We start from the raw sequence: 20,942 nt of genomic DNA, 5'->3' as shown, positions 1-20,942 counted from the left end.
CTAATGGAAGTCATAATTCTACCAACAGCTAAACAGGTGGCCTGTTATGGGGCTGATGTATGCGAATCATTAATTAAAACAAAACCTGCAGCTGTATTGGGTTTGGCAACAGGAAGTACGCCACTTGCCTTATATAAAGAGTTGATTAAATACTATCAGCAGCAACACATATCATTTTCTCAAATAACAACATTCAATTTAGATGAGTATGTTGGGGTTTCGGCCAGCCATAGCCAAAGCTATCATTACTATATGAAGACCCAGTTATTTGATTTTATCGATATTGACCCTGGCAATACTCATATTCCCCATGGCGATGCAGTTGATGTGCAGCAAGAAGCAATCCGCTATGAACAACTGATCCATGAAAAAGGGGGGATTGATTTACAGTTGCTAGGTATTGGCCGAAATGGTCATATTGGTTTTAATGAACCGACATCCAGCTTAAACTCCATTACTCGAGTGAAAGCACTTACCAATGCTACCAAAGCAGATAACCAACGTTTTTTTGGCTTAGGGGAATATCAGCCAACCCATGCCATTACCATGGGCATTAAAACCATTATGCAAGCCAGGCAAGTATTGTTGTTAGCGACTGGAACTAATAAGGCACAAGCTGTGAAAGCTATGATTGAGGGGCCTGTGTGCGCAATGTGTCCTGCATCTTGTTTGCAGCTACACCAATATGCGACCATTGTTTTAGATCAACAAGCTGCTAGTGAACTCATAATGCAAGACTATTACCAATTTGCTAAACAGGCCTGTGATACCCTTTTCACTCAATCAGGAGAGGGTTGCACAAAAAGTTATGGGTGAATATGCCTTAATATCTCCTCAATTATTTGATGGTGAACAATGGTATGAAGATTATGCGCTCTGGATAGCGGATACCAAAATAAAAGCTGTATTGCCTATCGCTAAACTGCCCACTGAACTAGCTCGCTTTACTTATGAAGGGATTATGGCACCAGGGTTTGTTGACTTGCAAGTGAATGGTGGTGGTGGGGTACTATTTAATAATGAGCCCACCCTGGAGGCTTTAGAGAAAATGATGGTAGCGCACTGCCAGCATGGCACTACCATGATGCTCCCCACATTAATTACAGCTCCTTGGGAGTTAATGAAAGAGGCCGTCGCCGTAGTCAATGAAGCGATTACACTCAATATGCCGGGTATCCTAGGCATTCACTTAGAAGGGCCATTTCTAAACCCCCAACGAAAAGGTGCGCATCAACCTGGTTTAATGTGTCAATTAGCTACAGGTGTTGTCAGTCAGCTACCAAAATTAACCCGTGGTACTATGTTAATGACATTGGCCCCTGAACTGACTGATGAATTGGTTATTAAGCAGTTGATTACTGAAGGGTTTATTTTGTTTGCTGGGCACTCTAATGCAACAGAGCAACAAGCAAATGCGGGTTTTAATGCAGGCATAACGGGTGTTACCCATCTTTATAATGCCATGTCGCCTATGACAACTCGAGAGCCTGGTTTGGTGGGTGCCGCATTAACCAATGATCAGGTATGGGTGGATATTATTGCTGATGGTTATCATATTCACCCTGCCAACATGCAGTTGGCCATTAAGTGCAAGCCGCCCGGTAAAGTATTTTTAGTGACGGATGCAATGGCGACCGTAGGTGCTGAAGATTATCATTGGTTTATGTTGGACGGTGAGCGAATTGAAGTCAGCGATGGGCGTTGTGTAAACCAACAAGGAGTCTTAGCTGGAGCTCACTTGGGTATGAATCAGGCTGTAAAGAATATACTTCAGATGACAGACTTACCGTTGGATGAGGCGTTGCGGATGGCTTCTTTCTATCCAGCAGCCGCTATTAAACAAGAAAAGCAATTAGGTAAATTAAAGCCTGGCTTTCGTGCTTGCGTGACAGTGCTTGATAAAGCAGTAGATGTATTAGCTACGGTGAGTGATGGGGTGATCTTTCCAAGCACGGCGAAATAAATGAATATATGATTTTTTGATGGAATATTAATTAATGCACTACGGGTTTGATATTGGTGGTACCAAAATAAGTTTTGCGGTATTTGATCAACAATTTCATCAAATTGCTTATCAGCGTTTAGCTACACCAGACAGGTTTGCTGATTTGTTGGGTTTAATTGAAAACCTGGTTAGTCAGCACGACTCTCAATATGGTCAAAGGGGAACAGTTGGGGTTGGTGCGCCAGGTTGTACAGATGGTAAGCTTTGGTATGCCGCCAATGCCCCGGCAGTTAACCAGCAGCCATTTAAACATCAGTTGCAGTTACGACTGAAGCGACCCTTAGTGCTGACCAATGACGCTAACTGTTTTGGAATGGCGGAGGCAGTAGCAATAGCCCCTGAACATAATAAAACGATTTTTGCTGTGATTTTAGGCACTGGAGTAGGGGGAAGCCTAATTGTTAATGGCAACTTAATTGAGGGTAAGCATGGACTGACAGGTGAGTGGGGCCACCAGCCATTGCCATTACTTGGTTGCTCTGCTGCTGTTAAACAGTTTAATTTACCAGAACTAAACTGTAATTGTGGACGTATAGGGTGTATTGACACCTACATTTCAGGCTCAGGCTTACAAAATTTAACCAGTTTTTTTACCGGTCAAACGTTATCAGCAGAAGCAATCATTGCTGCTTGGCGACAGGGCGACTCAGCGGCTGCTCAGGTAATTGATTGTTATATTGAGTGTTTAGCTGCCAGCTTGGCAATGCTCATTAATTTTATCGATCCAGATACGATCATTTTAGGTGGAGGCTTATCACAAGTAGCTGAATTTTATCCCGCCGTTATTGAAAGCTGGCAAAAGTATACCTTAGTCAGTAACCCTTCCACTCAATTACAAGCAAGCCAGTTTGGAGCCGATAGTGGTGTCAGGGGCGCTGCCTATTTGGGCAGCAGGCTTGAGTCACTTGCAGTGTAATTGCTGACTGCTAAGCTGAAATTAGACTAGTGCTGCATCATTTCGCTACATACTGCACTAGCTGTCGATAGCGATTGCTTATGCCTACTATCTGTCTTACAAAAGGGGACGACAATGGAAGTCAAAAGCTACCACATTTTATTTTACGGTGGTCCAGAGGGTTATCAGACTAATCGGGCTCAAATTGCTTTATATGGTAATGATGGTAAAACCAAAGCATTTTTACGGTTTAATGATGCGGGTATGGAGTATGAAAATGATTACCAGCGTGGTGATATCATTTACATGCACTTGCCATCAGCCATGTTTGAAAACATTTTAGATGTGCTGCGTAATGAAAAGCCTGTCTACATCTATTTTGCCCAAGGCAGAGGCTTTTTATCTACTTCTAAAGAACCTATTGGTGAAGGTGAGTAACTTTATACCATTTTTTGTAGTAAATTGGTGTTGGGCACTACACTAAAAGATGCAGTACAAAATATGTTACTGCATCTTTTAGTATTTATTGTTGTGTTATTGGCTGGTGCACGCTTCAACAGCCAATAGTTAGCTGTAACCTTGTAACTAGCTGTAATCTTAAAGTGTGTAACCAGGTAGTGATAGGAGCACAATGACAGCATTTGTTGAGGAACAATGGCGGCGCATTGAAAGCTGGTTTAAACAAAATGAACCTGCTTTTTTAGCAAGCCTGGGTGAAGGGGCCAGTAATGCGGCAATTAATGAGCTGGAGTCAGTCATTGGCTTGAAATTGCCAGAAGACTATAAAGTTTTTTTAGCCATTCACGATGGTGAAGGTAGCTTAAGTTGTGATCCTGGCTCGATAGAGGCGAAGCAAGAAGATGAGGTGCCATTAGTCTGTGGCATTATGCCATTTCATGGTGATTTATTACCCACAGAAGAAATAGTCGCTTATCGCAATCAATTGATCGTTTGTGTTGAAGACTTGGAAGATGACCAGGCTTTGCAACAATTGGCTGAACAATGCCCAGAAGTACAACCCGTATTTTATGACTCTAATTGGATTCCCATTGCTGCTGATCCAGGTCTCTATGAAGTGTTTATTGACCTAAACCCAACCACAACAGGTAAACCTGGACAAGTGTTTATCGACAGTAAAGAGCCTCTATGTCGTGAGTTATTGGCCGGTTCATTTAGTGAATTATTAAAAAAATACGCTGATGGCTTAGAGCAGGGACTATATCAGGTTGTTAAAGAAGATGATATTTTAAGCGTGGTAAAAAAACATAAATAACTCACGCTTATGCCTAATCTGTATGGTTAGTCAGAGCTGTAGAAATTGACTTCAAGGGGCGCTGTGGTGACTGAAAAAGCATCTCATTCTACTACTTGGATTAACCAATTACTTGAGCGCCAACAAATTGATTTAAGTCATTCCATTGATTCCAATATCCCTCTATGGCCTGGTGATCCTAAGATTGAGTTTAGCCAGGTGGCTGACTACTTAGCAGAAGGCTATTTTTTACGAAGCTTTACCATGGGTGAGCACAGTGGAACGCATGTAAACTCAGCACTGAGTTTTACTAAACAAGCAGCAGATATAGCGTCAATGAACCGCAGTCATTGGTTAGTATCAGCAGTTTGTATTGATATCAGTGAATCAGTAAAACTAGAGGAAACATATCAACTAACCGTTGGCGATATTTTACGCTGGGAACAGCACCATCGCCCTATTAGTGAAGGGGAGATTGTATTGGTTTTGACGGGCTGGTCGGAGTATTGGCTGGACCCCGAAAAATACTTTAATGTTGTTGAAGAAATTGCTCAGTTTCCCAGCATTTCACAGCAAGCCGCCGAATTTTTAATCCATCAGCGAAATATAGCGGGCATAGGAATTGACACCCATGGGCTAGATTCTCCTCATGATAACCACTTTGGTATTAATCAAGCCTTGCTATCTAATCAAAAGCTTGCTGTAGAAAACCTGACCAACCTAAATCAATTACCCGCTACTGATATTATGCTGATGATTGGATTATTAAAATTAGTGGGTGGTAGTGGTAGCCCAGTTGCCGTAACGGCGATATTTTGAACGATCTGCACCTTTAAATTAAAAAAATTATACGACTGCTTGATTATGGATTTGTTTTTAGTTATTTATGTGATGCCAATAACAACTGGCAACTCTATAACGTAAAATTTTTGAAATAAGGACGCTTTAATTATATCCAATGCACGGAGGGTTATATCCAACATATTGGGTGTGTTCTAGTAGTCTATGTACCACTTGCCAAGTGGTATAGCCAAAGTGAATTTTTTTAGGGGCGACCATCGAGCGGTGAAAATAAGCTCTAAAAATTATTCGAGAAGGGTATATTGTAGGGGGAGCAGATGATAGCGGTAGCAGCAGAGTGGAATATTCAACTTTGGGTGAATTGTCCAGAATGTAAAACGCGTTTCGATTTTGTTGATACTGAAGAGTATCAAAATTTGGATCAAGATGAATTAATTCCTGCAACCAATCAATCAGATCTAAAAATAAAATCAAATTGCCCAAGATGCGATCACGATCTTTGTATTAGTGAAACGGTGTATTTTTAAGTGTTATAAGCTTCACTTCAATAGTGAAGCTTTTTTATAACAGACAATATCTACTGAAAGCTGTATAGGCATTTTGTTGAGTATTATACCTATCATGAATCATTTTTAGGTTTCAAAATAAAATGCTTAATTAGTTGAGTCAAACGTAGGATATTCAAAATGATATTTCTTTAGTAGCTGTCGATATTCGGCAGTTTTCTTATATTCAACCAGCGCCTCTGTAAATGTTGTAGCTAACTCATAGGCGTCATTTCTTGCTCGTGAAAATGCCATATATACAGGAGAGTCAGCCAATGTTGGCGTTAAAAACTCAATTTGATCAAGAATTTGCATTTTCTTTGCGTGATAGATAATAGTTTGCTTGGTGCCTAACGCAATATCAAACCTGCCTGCTAACAGCATTTTAATCTGCTCCTGCTCACTCACCGCATGTTGTTTATTCAAATAGTCGGCAGTGTCATAGGCTTTGCCAAATGAATAACCAATTACACCACCAAAACGATAATTTTGCAGCTGTTTTAAATCTTTTTGATAGCTTATTTTATTACCCTTTTTAATAAACATCCACGCGGATTCAAATACATGGGGAACACCTGTGTAGATTGCCGCTTTGGCCCTGTCGGGCGTATTGAAAAATTGACAAACCATGTCAGCTTTTCCTGTTTGTAGATATAATACTACACGTCCAAAAGGATAGCGTTTATATACCAACTTATGGCCTAACTGTTTAGCAAGAACCTGGGCGACTTCAGCAGAAATACCACGTATGCTGTTTTGGTCGTCTTGAAAATAATAGGGCGGGTAATCAACCATTCCCAGTGCCAATTTTAACTCTTTTGCTACAGTATTAAAACTGACTATTAAAAAACATAAAAATAATATGTGTGGGTTCATAATAACTAAAGAATAAAACGCTTATGCCAGTGATTAGTGAAGCTAGCCGTAGAATTGGCTCTTGTATTGAGTATAGGCGCTAATAATAGTGAATTGTTAATTAGCTGTTATTAGCTGTAGGGTAGCTATAAGACAAAAAGATATTAGCTATTGTTAATGAGAGACTTTTATTAATGCTTTGTTAAATAAATAAAAATTATACGAGTGCTAAATGCTAACTTGACTCATGGGCCACTGTTATTTGTAAAGCATACTATAGTGAAAGCTGGTTAATAACAATATGCTTTCTTGAAAAATGGAATGAGAGGTGGCTAACATGAGTGTTTTTGGCAAACTGAAGTCAGCAATTAATATGGTGACAGGGGGGGCTGCGGAGGTATCAGCAGAATATGAAGAGCCAAAGATTAGTGAACCTTTTAACGTTATTATTCGTGCTACCACCAAAAGTGAACAGGTAAAAATTGATAAAGTTTACTTAAAAATAAGAGGCATTGAGGAAGTAGAAGTTAATGTTACTTATACGGAAACTGACCATATAGGTGAAACCCGTTCAGTCACTGACTGTGAACATAGGTCGCATATAACCTACGAAGATGAATACATAGTGAGTGAGAAGCAAATTTTAGCCGCTGATACAGAGCATGAGTGGGTGCAGGCAGTGAGCTTTCCTGAAGGTTGTAGGCCTTGTTATTGTGGACATAATGCAATCCACCGGTATGAAATATTTGCAGGACTAGATTGCTTTGGTAATGACCCAGACTCCGGTTGGATTCAACTACCTTATTTTTGTTGAAACACCAATTGACCTCAAAAAATAAATAATTCAAAAGGCTGTGTGGGTTTGTTTTTGTAGCCAAAGCAAATGTTTTTTTAGGGGGATAGCTTACTACTTTAAAGCTAGCCTCCTAAAAAATATTTGCAGGATTATCCTGGTCAGTGTTTCAATATTACTAGCCAAACAATATTGATTACGCTGCCATGTCTAAGAAGTCTACGCCTAAGCTTATTCAGCTAGTTGAACAAGTAACTGCCTGTCGACGCTGTGAGGAGGAGTTGCCCTTAGGGCCTAATCCGGTACTAAGGGTAAGTGAAACTGCCAGGCTGCTGATAATTGGCCAAGCACCAGGCACTAAAGTCCATAATACGTCAATTCCCTGGAATGATCCTAGTGGTGATCGATTGCGGAGCTGGTTAACGATGGATCGAGACACCTTTTATGATGTAGAAAAAATAGCCATCATGCCAATGGGGTTTTGTTACCCAGGAAAGGGAAAAAGTGGTGATTTACCACCCAGGCCTGAATGCGCACCAACCTGGCATCATCAATTATTACAGCTAATGCCAGAGATTCGGCTAACCCTATTAATTGGCCAATACGCCCAGCAATATTATTTACAGGATAACTATAAAACCCTAACAGAGCGGGTAAAAAACTGGCAGCAATGTTTACCCAGCCTGTTTCCATTACCTCATCCCTCGCCCAGAAATACTTTGTGGCTAAGGAAAAACCCGTGGTTTGAGGAAAAGGTAGTACCCAGTTTACGTGAGCAAGTGCAAAAGGTTTTTTGCAGCTAAAAAGTTATTGTGAGGTAACGGACTTACCCCATTAGAGCGATCTTTAACTACACTTCTAGTGAGGTGGTTTTCAAAGCCACTTCCTCGTAATCTGGCTATAGTTTTCCGGACACACGAACACGGGTAATATTAGGCCCCACTAAGAGGTGTGTCCAAATGTCTGAAAAGAAGTCTAAAAACTATACAGCTGAGTTTAAAGAATCAGCTGTCAAGCTAGTAGTTGAATCAGATCAGCTGGTTGCTCAAACAGCCAGAGAATTAGAAGTCATACATACCTGGATTGATAAATATCATCGCTCTAAGCAGGATAACAAAGCTGCTAAAAACGAAGAACATTTATATGATGAGGTAAAAAGGCTGCGTAAAGAGAATGCTCGACTGAAAGAAGAGCGAGCTATATTAAAAAACTGCCCACATAGTCTGCTTTTTCCCATCTGAATAGAAACACGAGGCGGGTATACTACAATTGTCCGGAAAGTGGTCGTCTGCCTTTTGGAGATTTTTATCCCGTCAAAAAACCTGACCCAGGGGGATCTGCGGACCCAATGTTGGTGGCAATTAAGACCCCGTGTAGGAAAGTGATTTAATCCGAGCCCCCATCCGGCACTTATAAATTAAGTGAGGTGTTTATGAGTAAAAAATCAAAACATGCTCAATCATTGCCGGTTTTGAATTCTAATGCAGCGGGCATTGATATTGGCGCCAGTTTTCATGTTCTTGCACTTCCTCCTGACAGAAGCCGTGAGTCCGTACGTACTTTTAAAGCGTTCACCCATGACATCCAGAACATGGCCAACTGGTTACTAGAGCATGGCATTACAACTGCTGCCATGGAGTCTACAGGCGTTTACTGGGTACCAGTTTACGAAATATTAGAGCAGCATGGTATTGATGTCATTTTATCAAATGCACGCGATACCCGCTCTGTTCCTGGGCGCAAAACCGACGTTAATGATGCTCAGTGGATCCTGAGGTTACATGCTTGTGGGCTTTTAAAAGCTAGCTTTCGCCCTGAAAAATTAATTGTTGAACTGCGTACTTATTTGCGAGTTCGAGAACGACTGCTGGATTATGCGGCGGCACATATTCAGAGATACCCGTTGTAAATCCAGTAAAGAGACTATTCACTCGATTCCGAAGTTTTTTTAGGTTGACATAACTGCTAATTTATTTATGCAGCCGCTCTGTATTTTAATGAGTCAGTGGGCTCTTGTTTGCCCAAATCTAAACCCGCTAAATGCTTTTTCGAGCGGCGCTCAGGAAGCACACTGATTATTGCAGCGGTAAAGGCTTTCAGTTGCTGTTTTGGTTCATCAGCCGTGACAACTGCTTCTACAGTTTTTATTAGGGCTTCTGTTTTGATTCGCTCAGTCAAACAGCCAACAGGAAGCCCGGGCTGCTTATTTTCAAGGCGGACGGATTGCTCTGGATGTAGCAGTAACATATGGTCGTACAGCAGGCTCATGATCACGCCTCGCGTTGATCCTTCTTCGCCTTGTTGTTTGGCCAATCGGTTCCAGCCAGCATGTTGCTTCCAGTCCTCAATGAAAACCTCAACTAACCATCTCAATGTATAAACCCTAGCAATATCACCATGCCGCCAGGACATGTCGGATGCCACTAGATATCGATAATTTTTTTCTCCCTCATATTTCAAAGCAACCACAAACCGCTTTTTACCATGGGCTTTCACATAAACCCGAGCCGCCAGCATGGTGATTGACTGTGTTTTTTGGCCTCGGATAATTAACTTGGTATCGACGCCTGTTTGGCGTGCAAAGTAATGTGTAAGTCGTACTTTTTTTCCTTGGGAAAGGATTAGTTGATTGGAGCGTAATTGACTCACCACTTGAGCACCACCCGTCGCAATGGAAGCCTTATCCATGAATTCTGCTGTGCTATACAGTGCATCAGCAATGACCGCATTAATCTTTATATCAGAAAATGACAATGAAAATGCTTCAACCATCTCAAGTGCTAAAGCTTGTTTGGTCGGATAATCTGGGTTGGGCTTAGGTTTTTTGGGTCTTTCTTTTCCAGGAATACCCAGCCTCTTTAGGGCTTTATTTTTCTGACGCCAAGCACTTAACGCTGGATCAGGTGTATAAAAGCGAAAAGCAATCGGTAAGGTAGCTACAGGTGTCACCAGTAGCATAAACACTAGCTCTTGCCCTTGAACATAGCCGCCGGATTTTTTATGTTTTATTTTATGCACACCTTTAATACGTCGTGTTCTCTTGGAGCGGACTTTATCACTATCGTCAAAAATGAGTACTCCTCTCGTAATATGATAGTGATTGAGTACTTGTCGGACACTGGCTTGCAACAACAATGACCAGGCAATTTTACTATGGTAAAACATCCAACGTAATTGGTCCTGCTTGAATGCTCCTAAGCTACACCGCTCAAAAACAGCCCAGCAAAATACACCAGTGACACCAATTCCCATCAGCATAATAGTTAACCAGCGACACTGGATACGACTTAATCCAGGAGATTGAAAAGAAACAGTCAAGGTGTCGTTTAGAGTTTGAACAAACTTTATCACATGGGGAATAGGGGTAATCAACACAAGTCGTCATCAAGTCGCTATTGAAATACAAGCGCGATATACTACACCATCACTGGTCTGCAGGTGTCGTGTTGATCGTTCTTTGCTAGGCGAAGAAATGGAGCAATACCTGTAGTCCAGTCTTCTGAATCTCTCTCATCGTGCTAGTCAAGCATTAAAAACTTCGGAATCGAGTATTCAGGCAGCTCTCGAAGGTAACTATCAATCAGAACATATTTTTGCCCTGAGGCAAGCGCTCATTATGTACGATGCTTATCAACAGCAGGTACATGAGTGTGATGTTGAAATTGAAGGGGTATTGCGTCGTTTATCAATCAATAAGAAAAAACCTGATGCCCCCATACCTAAACCCAAGCATCGGACTAAACAACCCAATCAGCTTAATTTTAATGTTCGTGAGAGCCTGTATCATCTTGTTGGGACTGATCTTACGCAAATTCATGGCCTTGGTCCTTACCTTTCGCTACGCCTAATATCTGAGTGTGGGATAAATATGAGCAAATGGCCTACCGCTAAACATTTTACTTCTTGGTTAACACTCTGTCCGGGCTCGAAAATCAGCGGTGGAAAAATATTATCTGCCCACTCACGGAAAAGTAATAACCGGGTTGTCGCTCACTTAAGGTTAGCTGCAACAACAGTCGGACGCTCGAATACTGACAATACCGCATTAGGCGCTTTCTATCGAAGACTTTCAGCACGGATTGGTAAAGCGAAAGCGGTCACTGCAACAGCACGCAAAATTGCCATTTTTTTTATAATGCCATGAGATATGGCATGCAGTATCAGGATCCAGGAGCTGACTCGTATGAAAAAAACTACCGTGAACGAGTCATAAAGAACTTAAAAAGAAAAGCCGAAGAATTTGGTTTGGTAACAACATGTGTTTCTTAGGAAGGCTTACCGGGTGGGATTTTGTGTGTGCTTGGTGACCAAATTCACACGAAAAATGCGCTCAACCAATAACCAGCTAGAGTAAAAACTTGTATTTACATGCAAGAAAAGAATAGAGACTAGAGTTATCTCCGAAAGCAAAAAGCTTAAGCTTTTCACTTCCAGAATATTACGTTATAAAGGTATTAATACCTTCTACGCTGAGGACGGCTGTTTGATTTTGGTTGTGCTTGATTAACTTTGATCGCTCGGCCTTGCAAAGAGCTTCCGTTCAATCCTTTAATGGCTGCATCCGCTTCAGAGTTATTCTCCATTTCAACAAAACCAAACCCTTTAGACTGACCTGAGTCGCGATCAGTAATAAGGTCCACACTTGCTACAGTACCATAAGCTGAAAAGGCTTCTCTTAAATCATCGGCTGTTACAGAGTATGACAGGTTGCCAACGTACATTTTCATAGATGTCTCACTTTTTAACGTGTGTTGATAGAAAGTACTCTACCAGCAACCAACCACACAAATTGCCTGATAGAGAATATCTATTGTAGACTGGTTCATGGAACAACAAAGTATTGCAGCTGAATGACTTAGGGTAAGAGAAGCTAGCGGTATATTAGCTAGTTCGTATCAAGACAAGAGTCGCAAATGAACATAGTCAAAGATCAAGAGTAACAGGTTTTAACTAGAATAGCTTTCATTGAATTCACCCAACTTTCATATATGGCAGCAAACTCATCAAAGTTTACAATAACTGCCTTAAAAACACCAGATTATTAAAACAAATATAAATCTAAATAAATATTACAGCTTACGAAACACAAACCAATAAAAAACCTTTATATTTCTCAATATTTACTAAGAATAGCTACAAAATACATTCCCTATTATTTAATAATATTCAGATACCTACCCAATTTTATTCTATAAAAAAATCTGAACTTAGCATATCCCCAGAAAAAACTCTTCATATTGGCTCTATATGGATTCCTGGGGGAGTTATACTAATAACTCCACTAAGTCATTAAGCAAACTTTTCCCACGACGTCTTACGTTACAATACTGTAGACAGTTTTTGGTCTTAAAATGGTAGGATTGAACCAAAAATAGAAACTGTGAGAATGCGGTTGTCGAAATCGAATTGTCACAGGAATCTATCTTTGGAAAGCATAGTAGAAACGGTTTTACGCTCAATGTCCAATGTTAATAAACCTCAACGAATATTTATTGTTGCTTTATTGACGACGCTGGTAGTCTTTCAAGGCAAAGCGACCTTTAGAAACATGAGTCGTTATAGCCAAATGAATGAAAAGCGTTTTAGCCGCTGGTATAAGCGTCAGTTTGATTTTACCCAGTTTAATAGGGGTGCATTAACTCTTACTCTCCCTGATAATGAACGTATAGCTGCTATTGATGCTAGCTTTATTAGTAAGTCAGGAAAGAAGACTGAGGGCTTAGGCTACTTTACTTTTATAATGGTTCAACGAGTCAATCCCAGCAGGGCTTAGAAGCTTCACTTCTCGCGTTGGTTGATCTTAAATTGAATACAGCTTTTACTTACGATGTGCGTCAAACCATCGATCAACAAAATAAAACACGTGTTGAAGTCTATGCAGAACAAGTAGTGGAGTTGGCTCCCCAGCTTCTAGAACAAGGCATTCAGTATTTAGTCGCCGATGCTTACTATAGTAAAGAAAAATTTTTCACTCCTGTGGTTAAAGCGAAATTAAAACTTGTTGGCAAACTCAGAATTGACGCTGATTTACAGTGGTTTTATGAAGGTGCATACAGCGGGTTTGGACGTCCCAAAAAATATGATGGAAAGGTTTATTTTAAACAAGAACTGCATCGTTTTGATCAAGAGGGCTGCTTACAAGATGGCGTAGAAGTCTACACAAAAAAGGTTTATTCAAAGAAATTCAAGCGGGCTATTAAAGTCGTGATGTTGAGGCAAGTCCAAGATACTCAAGCCAGTAGAGTATTACTTTATTCGACTGATACAGAACTGGATGCAATGACAATCATTAACTATTATAAAGCACACTTTCAAATTGAATTTCTATTCCGAGATGCTAAGCAGCACACAGGATTAACCCATTGTCAATCACGTAAAAAAGAAGCCATCCATACACATTTAAATGCTTCATTGTCAGCACTAAATTTATTGAAACTAGAAGATCAGCAGTTAAAAGGAAACAATAATGAAACGGTTATTTCAATTGCCTCCTGGAAACGTAAAAAATTTAATCAACATTTAATGAAAAAACTTTTTGATGAGTTAGGTCTGAGCATAAGTACACAAAAAGTCGCTCAGGTATATGAACGGATGAGCGACTATGGGGCTATTGCTGCTTAAAAGTGTCTACAGTATTGAATATGAGAATTTTAATAAAGCCAGTGAACAGGGTAATAATGGGGCTAAGTTTGCGTCTATAGCTAAAATAGGAGGTAATGCAGCTTTAGTGTTTCTATCTGGTCGCCAAATGCACATTATAAGACAGGCTGTTGTAGAGGTCATTACAAAACCCAATGTCAGCTGGTGCATGGCCCTGGCAAGTCGTGCAACAGTTTTAGCCAGACTAAACTTATGGATGATTGTTGCCACAGCAATTGTAATTATAGGAGGATTAGCCTATGAAATGCTGAATCCAAGTAAACTAATATTATGGGTTAAACATTCTATTTGGGGTATAGACAATCGAAGCTGGGACTTTCCTACTACTCAACAAAAACTAGCTGAAGTTGTGTTAAGACCAAGGCTTGAAGTCAAGGCTGGTATTCAGCATATATCACAAGCAACAGGCCAATTTAGTTATAAAACCACTCAGACCTACTTAAAACATTGTCTAAGTTGCTTTGGAATAACACCAAGCCGTTTTGCTCAAGTTTTACAAATCCATCAATATCACCCTTTAGCACTATGTATTATCGTGTTGGTTGATGGAAAATGGATAAATAAAACAGATGAAATATTAGAGACTGCAGATTTTACTGTATTGGAACAAGGGTTAAGAATTGACTATGATTGGCCAACGTACTTAGTGAAAAAAATATCACGAACAGAGTGGACTATTGCTGTTACACCAGATATAGCAGTAGAGCCGTTGGATAAAGCTTACCAATTTATCCGTTATAGCACCCAAGGTACCACAGTCACAGAAATGGAAGAAAATGATCGATTAACGACACAAGGACAATATCCTCTTATTGCTATATCCGATGACTATATAACAATGGGGCAAACTAATGATTAACCGCTCAGAAATGTCTGGTGGTACGACCTTTAAAGATAGGCTAAATCAGCTAATAATTCTATCTCCCTTGCCAGTTAATACCAATAATAAAGCAATTGATACCTCTGGATTTATTAAGAAAAAAGATTCCTCCAATATTGATATTGGAGGTGCAAGTTTTCGTTATGCTCTTGAAATCTTTGGAATGGCTATTTCAATAACTTGGGCTTTCGCTGTCGTAGCAATTTTAATTATGTATATGACAAATACTTCATCTAATATAAATTATCTCCTTTATTTTGCTATTTTTTTATTTACAATATCGTTGCCTTTATTTTTTATTATTCCAATCACTTGGAACGCTCATCGGAAACTAATTAAAAGCCCTTACCTACGCTTTAACCGTCAACGCCGAGAAGTCGCTTTGCCTTTTGGTGAGAGTGACACTCGTTTTACTATTATTCCTTGGGAACACATTTATGCTTGGGTGGGTACTTCACGCACTTTAACGGATGAAATGACCCATGTTCAGTCCAGTCTCACTATTACTATGGCCAGTCGAAGTGATCCTCAAGGGTTTACTGGCCGTTATGAAATCATGTGTGGTGATGAACTGAACTGCATTATGCAGTGGGAATGTATCCGTTGCTTTATGGAAGATGGGCCAGATGCTTGTCCTGACCCCAGTAATCTAGATACATTAGAGGAATACATTGATAGCCGTAGACGCTGGAAAGAGAAGAAAGTCTTAGAAGGGTGGGAATATTGGAAACAACGCATTAGCGATTGGTTACATTGGTCTTACTTTGCCCATTGGTTTAGTGACTGGCAGCAAACTAAACTACAAGATGTTATACCAGCGGAAATTAAGCAATGGTCGCAGCCCATCCCAGAAGAACAGAGGGCTAAACCTTCAGCTGAGTTAGTTGAGGCCAATACTACAGTAGAAGTCTATTATCAGCAGGGGTGTCAATGCCAACTTAAAAAGTCCGCTGTTTGCCAATTTAAAATGTCCGGTTTTTAGCACCATTATGATGCCTCTTCTTTTGATTTAGTCGCATTTGTTACTTTTGTTAATATGCCTGCTTTACGTTTATCTTTCAGTCGATAGCTTTCTCCTTTAATATTGATTGTCGTTGAGTGATGAAGAAGCCGATCTAAAATGGCTGTTGCAATCACTTGATCACCTAGCACATCACCCCAGTCAATAAAGCTTTTATTTGACGTCAGGATGATACTGGCTTTTTCATAGCGTCTGGCAATTAAGCGAAACAGCAAGCTCGCTTCTTGATGAGTTAATGGTAAATAGCCAATTTCATCCAGCACGAGTACCCGAGGGTAAATTAATTGTTGTAACTGACGATCCAGCCTATTTTCTAATTCCGCTTTTTTGAGTTTTGTCATTAATTGTTCAAAGCTAAGAAATAACACACGCTGGCCTGCTTCAGCCGCTTTAACCGCTAAGGCAATGGCTAAATGGGTTTTACCAACACCGGGAGGACCAAGTAGGACGACATTTTCAGCCTGCTCAATAAAACGAAGTGAGGTTAATTGACGAATCACTTTTTTATCTATGCTGGGCTGAAAACTAAAATCAAATTGCTCTAATGACTTAACCCATGGTAATCGGGCCTGCGTGAGCCGTCCTTCTAGCCCTTTTTGATAACGGCCTGCCCATTCCACTTCCAATGCTTCGGTTAAAAACTCCTGTAAATTAAGGCTTTGTTGTGTGGCTTGTTCACAGACACTATCAAGCTGTAGGGGTAAATATTCAAACCGGAGTCGTTCAAATAGTTGGCAGAGGTTCATCGATCACCTCCTGATAAATGGCTAAACTACGTTGCTCTACGGTACATTGAGCCCAGAGAGCACGATGATGATCTGCTTGTGTTTGCCATCCTTGCTGTATCGGCTGCAGTAAATGCCTCGTCAGAAGTTGATGATTTTCTCCATCATAAATACGTAACTCACCGTCTAAGCTAATACGAATGATGACTTGTTTACCCACTTCAGAGTCCGGCACGCTATAGCGATTACCCGATACATCAATGTAGCCATCCCAATTGACCAAGCGACTTTCACGGTAACTGGTGTCATAACGTTGCATAGGAAGGGGAATTAACGCCGTTTGCTCTTGGTGAAACCGTTCCATCACGGGCGCTTTGTAGGTGCCATGAATACGCTGATCGGCTTCTGTTTGCAACCATTGTTGTGCCTGCTGATTTAAATGATCCAGGCTGTCAAATTGGCGATAACGCTGGAAAAAGTGGTGCTTAATATACCCCACCATCCGTTCATCCTTGCCTTTGGTTTGCGGGCGCCTTGGACGACAGGCTTTTGGCATAAAATCATAGTGACTGGCCATATCCAAAAAGCGTGGGTTAAAACGGACATGACCACCTGGGCTATGGGCTAATACTAAGGCTTTTTGATTATCAACAAGCACTTCCTGTGGAATGCCACCAAACCATTGGAAGCTGAGAATCAGGCTTTCTAGTGTATGCTCCGCATCCATACACTCTGTTGCCCAAAAATAAAAACGACGGGAGTAACCTAAAGTGTTAACTGAAAAATAAATTTTCTTTACTTGACCTGCAATGAGGGTCTCGATTTCTCCCCAGTCATGCTGCAACTGCTTCCCTGGTGGGGTTTCAAATCGTACCGTTGCTTTTGTTTTTCGTAATGGTCGCTTCGGTGTAATATAAGCGCGCAACAAACTGGTGCTGCCATCATAACCTAGCGCTACAATTTCACGAAAAATAACCACTGCATTCCAGACATCTTCTTGCAATAAACGATCAATCGTTGGCTTATAAGGATCGAGTTTACTGGGTTTTGGTTTGCGCGATTTTGATGGCGGCGATCCACCTTGCTGTAATACCCGCCTTACTGTTCTTTCACAACAGCCTACACGTTTAGCAATATCTTTTTGGTAAATCCCTTGGCGATGTAAGTGGATTATCATGTGATAGTCCTCCTGGCACAGCATGACCACACTCCAGTGTTGGTGATATCACTAACAGCATGGTCGATTTAATGAGAGGACATTTTATTTTGGCAATCATAGGACTTTTAGCACTGGCACTGACAGGGGGGTAAGTTTGGAGAAGTAGGCATGCCAACCTTTGGCTTAAAGAACCCTCGTAAGGTAGTGGCGAGGGACGTTATCACTAAATGATTAAACGTAAAGACTATGTTGCTGGCAGGCGTTTAAAGAAGGAAATGCAAGAAAAGTTGGTACTATCACCTTTGCCTATAGGCTCTCAAGAGCAACCTTTCGATACTGTTGGTAATCTGAATGAAAAAACTAATGTGTATTTGGATGTTGGTGGTGGCAATATTCATTCTCAGATTGAAATTGTAGCATTATTAATAACTATTTCATTTTTTTTATGCTTGTTAATGCTGTTTCTTTTGCTTTATATGGATGATTTTAGAATAGAAGATGGTTTTTTTTATGCGGCAGGTGTTTTGATGATAGGGTATTTAATATTTTCATGTTGTATTTTGTATGCTGTTTGGTCATCCCTTCGAGACTTAAAAAAATCTCCTTTTCTACGATTCAATCATCAACGCCGTGAGGTTGCTGTACCTTTTGGTAAGAAAAATAGCTTTATCATTATTCCTTGGGAATTGCTCTATGTATGGGTAGAAACAGCCACTGTGGCGAGTGACACTATGATGGCTTCTACATCCATTCTGATGTTTACCATGGCAAACCCTGATAATGAAGAAGAGTTTTGGAGTGGTTTTCAATTGGGCACAGGGGCACAGGGGGGACATGAAGCTAATTGTGTCATGTTGGGAATGTATACGTCACTTTATGGAAGAAGGACCTAAAGCTTGTCCAGAGTCGAACCAGCAAGCTAACCTGGCTGAATATATTCGTAGTCGGAAGCATTTTAAAGAAAATGTCCTTACACCCTGGGAATATAAAAAACTCAAAATGGCCGATTGGCTACAATGGCGCTACTTTGCTTATTGGCTTGAAGAATGGCAGCAAAAGCGAATGATTAAAAAAATACCACAAGAAATTCAAGCATGGTCACAGCCTATTCCTGAAGACCAGTGGGCTAAGCCATCGGAACAGTTACTTGAGGCTGAAAAAATAACCCAAGCTTATTATCAACAAGGCGGTAAATTCGGTGATAAAGACATGCCTATTTACCAACCAAAGTGACTATGTTAATAATTAGTCATTCTGAAATGGCTGCAGGTAAAAATTGGGGTTATTCGACCTGTATCATTTTAATATATTTTTTAGTGTATTTATCCACTAGCTTGTCAATAGTCCCCTCTTTTTTATATTTGACGATTTTTTGGTCAATGACGTCAATATGGTTTTCAAGGTTGTTCTTGCTCTTTTTGGATATAGCAAAATAAAACAATCCGGAATACAAGGGTTCGGGTAAAATTTCAATTTTATCTCTTATTTCCATTTCCTCTAGAGTTAAAGTTCCTACGTATTTGCTATAGGGAATGAAGTCAATTCGTCCCAAGAGGAGCTTTGTAAAGTTTTGCTTTACAGCACTCACTCTTTCTAAGTGAATGGAAGACTCATTTTTTAAAAGAAACTCATCAAATTCAGGTTTGAATTTATCGCCAATAATTGCCCCGCCTCTACGGCCTTTTAAATCATCCCATTGTTTGAAGGAAAATGCGTTACCTTTCTTGACAAAAATCACGGCGGGATTTGTTAAGAAAGGTGTTGGAATAAAAGTTAAGTATTGCTTTCTTTCTTCATTTTTATATATACCTGCTATAAGATCAATTTTTCCTACTTTTGCTGCTTCTTGTACTCGTACCCACGGCCCAACAAATTTACTTTGGGCATCATGACCTAACTCAGAAAAAATTCGTTCTGCCAATTCAGGGCCAACTCCCACAATGGTATTTTGTTTATTTTTATACATGACTGGGGGAAATTCAGGGTGTGCAGATATGATAACTTTCTTTTGAGTGCCCTCAGTAGTTGTAGTAATGAAAAATAAGTTAGCTAGAATAATGAACGACACATATAATTTCATATTCATATTCCATTTGGGGGAATACATAAGGGCATCTCTACTATATGAAGGATACTCTATTTCTTGTCAAGACATGCATGAATGAGAGCAACAGGTCTGGTTACAAATTGTAATAACCATAAAAACTCAAAGGCCCTAATTTCATTGGGCTATATGGATGTTCTCTGTGGTTTGATGAAGGACTTGGGCTAGTGGCCCATGGGTAGTATTGTTATGGACCTCTATCTCTTCTTTTAGGCAGGGTATTGGCTGATTATACTAATATAGGCTCATATTCAGTAACATGATGTTCCAGAATGTTGTAAAAAGCAGCTTCATTTTTTAGTGATTTGCCATGGCTTAAATATTGACTGATAAAATAGTCTAAGTCTTGTTGTGCTATGTGTCTGGTATGGCGAATAAAGCGAGCCAGGTCTTTGTAAAATCGCTGTTTTCTGAGTGGATTACGCTTGGCTTTTTCTAAATCAATCAGCTTTGCTGTGAAAGAAGAAGAGGATGGTACATCATTAACGAAAATATGCTTAGGGTATAAGCAGTTATGGGTGTAGCCTTTATCATGCAATGCCTTGAGTGACCTTGCTACAGCTTTTAATACAGGCTGCCAAGAAGCCAAATGCTGAGAGCGATAGCGTTGATACCATTGTTCAAGGCTGCAATAACCTTCAAGTGCCTGGGTGATTAAAATCGCCTGGATACCGTCTTTATGATGTCTCTCGCCATAGTACAGGGGAATAGCTGTAGGAATATTATGCTGTTGAAGTATTTGTAGATTACTGAATTCCCTGGAAAATGTTGGAATACCTCGGATAGGGTGTCGAATTGTTTTGGTATTGTGGTTGAATTGTTTTTTGATAAAAACGGGGTGCCGTTCACTGGCAGGTGACTGTAACTCTATTTTTGAAACACCACTCCAGCCATTTCTTCGCTGGTTTGGGGGTTCTACCCACTGTTCAGGAAACTGCCATATATCTTCAAACTCATAAAAATGATTGCTTTCAAAAATGGCTTGCCAGGTAGGATTAGTGAAAAACTCCCGTTGGGTTTGGTGAGTTTTACTACTCATATTTCCCCCGCGTATACTTTCTAGTATTACTTAGATTTTTATTATTAATAGCTAAATCATGGCTAGCTAATATATTTTCACAAATAATTTTTTATATTTATAAGAACGCTATAAACAGGTCTAAATTTTAGGAAGCGTTAAGCAATAAAGTCAAAGCTTAAGAAAGGTAACATTAAGAAATTGAATGTGTGTCTCAGATTATATGAGG

25 protein-coding genes are annotated in these 20,942 nt (G+C 40.1%); 18 read left to right on the top strand and 7 right to left on the bottom strand.

Going from position 1 to position 20,942, the window contains the following annotated elements; all coding sequences use genetic code 11:
• The first annotated feature begins 3 nt into the window (after positions 1-3).
• From nagB to OQE68_RS06330, 7 genes are all read left to right on the top strand, one after another.
• A complete protein-coding gene (nagB, locus tag OQE68_RS06360; protein WP_180570658.1) occupies positions 4-816 on the top strand; it encodes a glucosamine-6-phosphate deaminase in 813 nt (270 codons plus the stop codon).
• On the top strand, positions 809-1,963 hold the full coding sequence (gene nagA, locus OQE68_RS06355) for an N-acetylglucosamine-6-phosphate deacetylase (RefSeq protein ID WP_180570657.1): 1,155 nt from the start codon (positions 809-811) through the stop codon (positions 1,961-1,963). The genes nagB and nagA overlap by 8 nt, the downstream gene beginning before the upstream one ends.
• A gap of 34 nt (positions 1,964-1,997) precedes the next feature.
• Entirely contained in the window at positions 1,998-2,921 is a 924-nt protein-coding gene (locus tag OQE68_RS06350; RefSeq protein ID WP_180570656.1) for an ROK family protein, read from the top strand.
• A 114-nt stretch (positions 2,922-3,035) separates the two neighbouring features.
• On the top strand, positions 3,036-3,338 hold the full coding sequence (locus OQE68_RS06345; protein WP_180570655.1) for a hypothetical protein: 303 nt from the start codon (positions 3,036-3,038) through the stop codon (positions 3,336-3,338).
• Between the two features lie 193 nt (positions 3,339-3,531).
• Positions 3,532-4,173, top strand: coding sequence for an SMI1/KNR4 family protein (locus OQE68_RS06340; RefSeq protein ID WP_180570654.1), 642 nt, complete (start codon positions 3,532-3,534; stop codon positions 4,171-4,173).
• A gap of 66 nt (positions 4,174-4,239) precedes the next feature.
• Positions 4,240-4,971: a cyclase family protein gene (locus OQE68_RS06335; RefSeq protein WP_180570653.1), complete on the top strand. Its 732-nt coding sequence runs from the start codon at positions 4,240-4,242 to the stop codon at positions 4,969-4,971.
• Between the two features lie 299 nt (positions 4,972-5,270).
• Positions 5,271-5,480 (top strand): hypothetical protein, encoded by a 210-nt coding sequence (locus OQE68_RS06330; RefSeq protein ID WP_180570652.1) that lies wholly within the window; start codon positions 5,271-5,273, stop codon positions 5,478-5,480.
• A gap of 126 nt (positions 5,481-5,606) precedes the next feature.
• Here the strand turns inward: OQE68_RS06330 and OQE68_RS06325 are convergent, their stop codons facing one another.
• Complete coding sequence (locus tag OQE68_RS06325) at positions 5,607-6,293, bottom strand: substrate-binding periplasmic protein (RefSeq protein WP_180570651.1); 687 nt, start codon at positions 6,291-6,293, stop codon at positions 5,607-5,609.
• 397 nt (positions 6,294-6,690) lie between these two features.
• On the opposite strand from OQE68_RS06325, the gene OQE68_RS06320 reads away from it, so the two are divergent.
• From OQE68_RS06320 to OQE68_RS06305, 4 genes are all read left to right on the top strand, one after another.
• Positions 6,691-7,167: a hypothetical protein gene (locus OQE68_RS06320; protein ID WP_180570650.1), complete on the top strand. Its 477-nt coding sequence runs from the start codon at positions 6,691-6,693 to the stop codon at positions 7,165-7,167.
• Between the two features lie 185 nt (positions 7,168-7,352).
• Positions 7,353-7,949, top strand: coding sequence for a uracil-DNA glycosylase family protein (locus OQE68_RS06315; protein ID WP_180570649.1), 597 nt, complete (start codon positions 7,353-7,355; stop codon positions 7,947-7,949).
• A gap of 156 nt (positions 7,950-8,105) precedes the next feature.
• Positions 8,106-8,387: a transposase gene (locus OQE68_RS06310; RefSeq protein WP_266195556.1), complete on the top strand. Its 282-nt coding sequence runs from the start codon at positions 8,106-8,108 to the stop codon at positions 8,385-8,387.
• Positions 8,388-8,608: 221 nt separating this feature from the next.
• Positions 8,609-9,055, top strand: coding sequence for an IS110 family transposase (locus tag OQE68_RS06305; RefSeq protein ID WP_266195555.1), 447 nt, complete (start codon positions 8,609-8,611; stop codon positions 9,053-9,055).
• Between the two features lie 65 nt (positions 9,056-9,120).
• Here the strand turns inward: OQE68_RS06305 and OQE68_RS06300 are convergent, their stop codons facing one another.
• Complete coding sequence (locus tag OQE68_RS06300) at positions 9,121-10,521, bottom strand: transposase (RefSeq protein ID WP_266195417.1); 1,401 nt, start codon at positions 10,519-10,521, stop codon at positions 9,121-9,123.
• A gap of 241 nt (positions 10,522-10,762) precedes the next feature.
• Between OQE68_RS06300 and OQE68_RS06295 the strand changes: the two genes are divergently transcribed.
• Complete coding sequence (locus OQE68_RS06295; protein ID WP_266195554.1) at positions 10,763-11,290, top strand: transposase; 528 nt, start codon at positions 10,763-10,765, stop codon at positions 11,288-11,290.
• A 310-nt stretch (positions 11,291-11,600) separates the two neighbouring features.
• Here OQE68_RS06295 and rbp read toward each other — a convergent pair whose 3' ends face one another.
• On the bottom strand, positions 11,601-11,873 hold the full coding sequence (rbp, locus tag OQE68_RS06290; protein ID WP_180571938.1) for an RNA-binding regulator: 273 nt from the start codon (positions 11,871-11,873) through the stop codon (positions 11,601-11,603).
• A gap of 698 nt (positions 11,874-12,571) precedes the next feature.
• Here rbp and OQE68_RS06285 point away from each other — a divergent pair.
• From OQE68_RS06285 to OQE68_RS06270, 4 genes are read left to right on the top strand one after another with little or no spacing between them, the layout of a single operon-like run.
• Positions 12,572-12,919, top strand: coding sequence for a hypothetical protein (locus OQE68_RS06285; protein ID WP_266195553.1), 348 nt, complete (start codon positions 12,572-12,574; stop codon positions 12,917-12,919).
• 32 nt (positions 12,920-12,951) lie between these two features.
• Positions 12,952-13,767 carry a transposase gene (locus tag OQE68_RS06280; protein WP_266195552.1) on the top strand — a complete coding sequence of 272 codons (816 nt, stop codon included), beginning with the start codon at positions 12,952-12,954 and terminating at the stop codon, positions 13,765-13,767.
• Complete coding sequence (locus tag OQE68_RS06275) at positions 13,748-14,665, top strand: hypothetical protein (protein WP_180571906.1); 918 nt, start codon at positions 13,748-13,750, stop codon at positions 14,663-14,665. The genes OQE68_RS06280 and OQE68_RS06275 overlap by 20 nt, the downstream gene beginning before the upstream one ends.
• Positions 14,658-15,668, top strand: a complete 1,011-nt coding sequence (locus OQE68_RS06270) for a DUF6708 domain-containing protein (protein WP_180571907.1) — start codon at positions 14,658-14,660, stop codon at positions 15,666-15,668. Before OQE68_RS06275 ends, OQE68_RS06270 begins: the two co-directional genes overlap by 8 nt.
• A gap of 5 nt (positions 15,669-15,673) precedes the next feature.
• Here the strand turns inward: OQE68_RS06270 and istB are convergent, their stop codons facing one another.
• Positions 15,674-16,453: an IS21-like element helper ATPase IstB gene (gene istB, locus OQE68_RS06265; protein WP_180571877.1), complete on the bottom strand. Its 780-nt coding sequence runs from the start codon at positions 16,451-16,453 to the stop codon at positions 15,674-15,676.
• Entirely contained in the window at positions 16,431-17,633 is a 1,203-nt protein-coding gene (gene istA / locus OQE68_RS06260) for an IS21 family transposase (RefSeq protein WP_180571876.1), read from the bottom strand. The genes istB and istA overlap by 23 nt, the downstream gene beginning before the upstream one ends.
• Positions 17,634-17,818: 185 nt before the next feature.
• Between istA and OQE68_RS06255 the strand changes: the two genes are divergently transcribed.
• A complete protein-coding gene (locus OQE68_RS06255; protein ID WP_180567833.1) occupies positions 17,819-18,484 on the top strand; it encodes a hypothetical protein in 666 nt (221 codons plus the stop codon).
• On the top strand, positions 18,468-18,824 hold the full coding sequence (locus OQE68_RS06250) for a hypothetical protein (protein WP_180567832.1): 357 nt from the start codon (positions 18,468-18,470) through the stop codon (positions 18,822-18,824). Before OQE68_RS06255 ends, OQE68_RS06250 begins: the two co-directional genes overlap by 17 nt.
• Positions 18,825-18,873: 49 nt before the next feature.
• Here the strand turns inward: OQE68_RS06250 and OQE68_RS06245 are convergent, their stop codons facing one another.
• Complete coding sequence (locus OQE68_RS06245; protein WP_180567831.1) at positions 18,874-19,671, bottom strand: substrate-binding periplasmic protein; 798 nt, start codon at positions 19,669-19,671, stop codon at positions 18,874-18,876.
• 253 nt (positions 19,672-19,924) lie between these two features.
• On the bottom strand, positions 19,925-20,734 hold the full coding sequence (locus OQE68_RS06240) for a lipopolysaccharide kinase InaA family protein (protein ID WP_180567830.1): 810 nt from the start codon (positions 20,732-20,734) through the stop codon (positions 19,925-19,927).
• Between the last annotated feature and the right edge of the window lie 208 nt (positions 20,735-20,942).

Origin of the sequence: Spartinivicinus marinus (genome assembly GCF_026309355.1) — a bacterium.
GTDB lineage: Bacteria > Pseudomonadota > Gammaproteobacteria > Pseudomonadales > Zooshikellaceae > Spartinivicinus > Spartinivicinus marinus.
This window is presented reverse-complemented; position numbering and strand designations above follow the sequence as displayed.

Excerpts from the sequence above, each read along its gene's own strand:
- nagB (WP_180570658.1), top strand. The coding sequence starts at position 4 with ATGGAAGTCATAATTCTACCAACAGCTAAACAGGTGGCCTGTTATGGG.
- nagA (WP_180570657.1), top strand. The coding sequence starts at position 809 with ATGGGTGAATATGCCTTAATATCTCCTCAATTATTTGATGGTGAACAA.
- OQE68_RS06350 (WP_180570656.1), top strand. The coding sequence starts at position 1,998 with ATGCACTACGGGTTTGATATTGGTGGTACCAAAATAAGTTTTGCGGTA.
- OQE68_RS06345 (WP_180570655.1), top strand. The coding sequence starts at position 3,036 with ATGGAAGTCAAAAGCTACCACATTTTATTTTACGGTGGTCCAGAGGGT.
- OQE68_RS06340 (WP_180570654.1), top strand. The coding sequence starts at position 3,532 with ATGACAGCATTTGTTGAGGAACAATGGCGGCGCATTGAAAGCTGGTTT.
- OQE68_RS06330 (WP_180570652.1), top strand. The coding sequence starts at position 5,271 with ATGATAGCGGTAGCAGCAGAGTGGAATATTCAACTTTGGGTGAATTGT.
- OQE68_RS06325 (WP_180570651.1), bottom strand. The coding sequence starts at position 6,293 with ATGGTTGATTACCCGCCCTATTATTTTCAAGACGACCAAAACAGCATA.
- OQE68_RS06320 (WP_180570650.1), top strand. The coding sequence starts at position 6,691 with ATGAGTGTTTTTGGCAAACTGAAGTCAGCAATTAATATGGTGACAGGG.
- OQE68_RS06315 (WP_180570649.1), top strand. The coding sequence starts at position 7,353 with ATGTCTAAGAAGTCTACGCCTAAGCTTATTCAGCTAGTTGAACAAGTA.
- OQE68_RS06310 (WP_266195556.1), top strand. The coding sequence starts at position 8,106 with ATGTCTGAAAAGAAGTCTAAAAACTATACAGCTGAGTTTAAAGAATCA.
- OQE68_RS06295 (WP_266195554.1), top strand. The coding sequence starts at position 10,763 with ATGTACGATGCTTATCAACAGCAGGTACATGAGTGTGATGTTGAAATT.
- rbp (WP_180571938.1), bottom strand. The coding sequence starts at position 11,873 with ATGAAAATGTACGTTGGCAACCTGTCATACTCTGTAACAGCCGATGAT.
- OQE68_RS06275 (WP_180571906.1), top strand. The coding sequence starts at position 13,748 with ATGGGGCTATTGCTGCTTAAAAGTGTCTACAGTATTGAATATGAGAAT.
- OQE68_RS06270 (WP_180571907.1), top strand. The coding sequence starts at position 14,658 with ATGATTAACCGCTCAGAAATGTCTGGTGGTACGACCTTTAAAGATAGG.
- istB (WP_180571877.1), bottom strand. The coding sequence starts at position 16,453 with ATGAACCTCTGCCAACTATTTGAACGACTCCGGTTTGAATATTTACCC.
- istA (WP_180571876.1), bottom strand. The coding sequence starts at position 17,633 with ATGCTGTGCCAGGAGGACTATCACATGATAATCCACTTACATCGCCAA.
- OQE68_RS06255 (WP_180567833.1), top strand. The coding sequence starts at position 17,819 with ATGATTAAACGTAAAGACTATGTTGCTGGCAGGCGTTTAAAGAAGGAA.
- OQE68_RS06250 (WP_180567832.1), top strand. The coding sequence starts at position 18,468 with ATGGAAGAAGGACCTAAAGCTTGTCCAGAGTCGAACCAGCAAGCTAAC.
- OQE68_RS06245 (WP_180567831.1), bottom strand. The coding sequence starts at position 19,671 with ATGAAATTATATGTGTCGTTCATTATTCTAGCTAACTTATTTTTCATT.
- OQE68_RS06240 (WP_180567830.1), bottom strand. The coding sequence starts at position 20,734 with ATGAGTAGTAAAACTCACCAAACCCAACGGGAGTTTTTCACTAATCCT.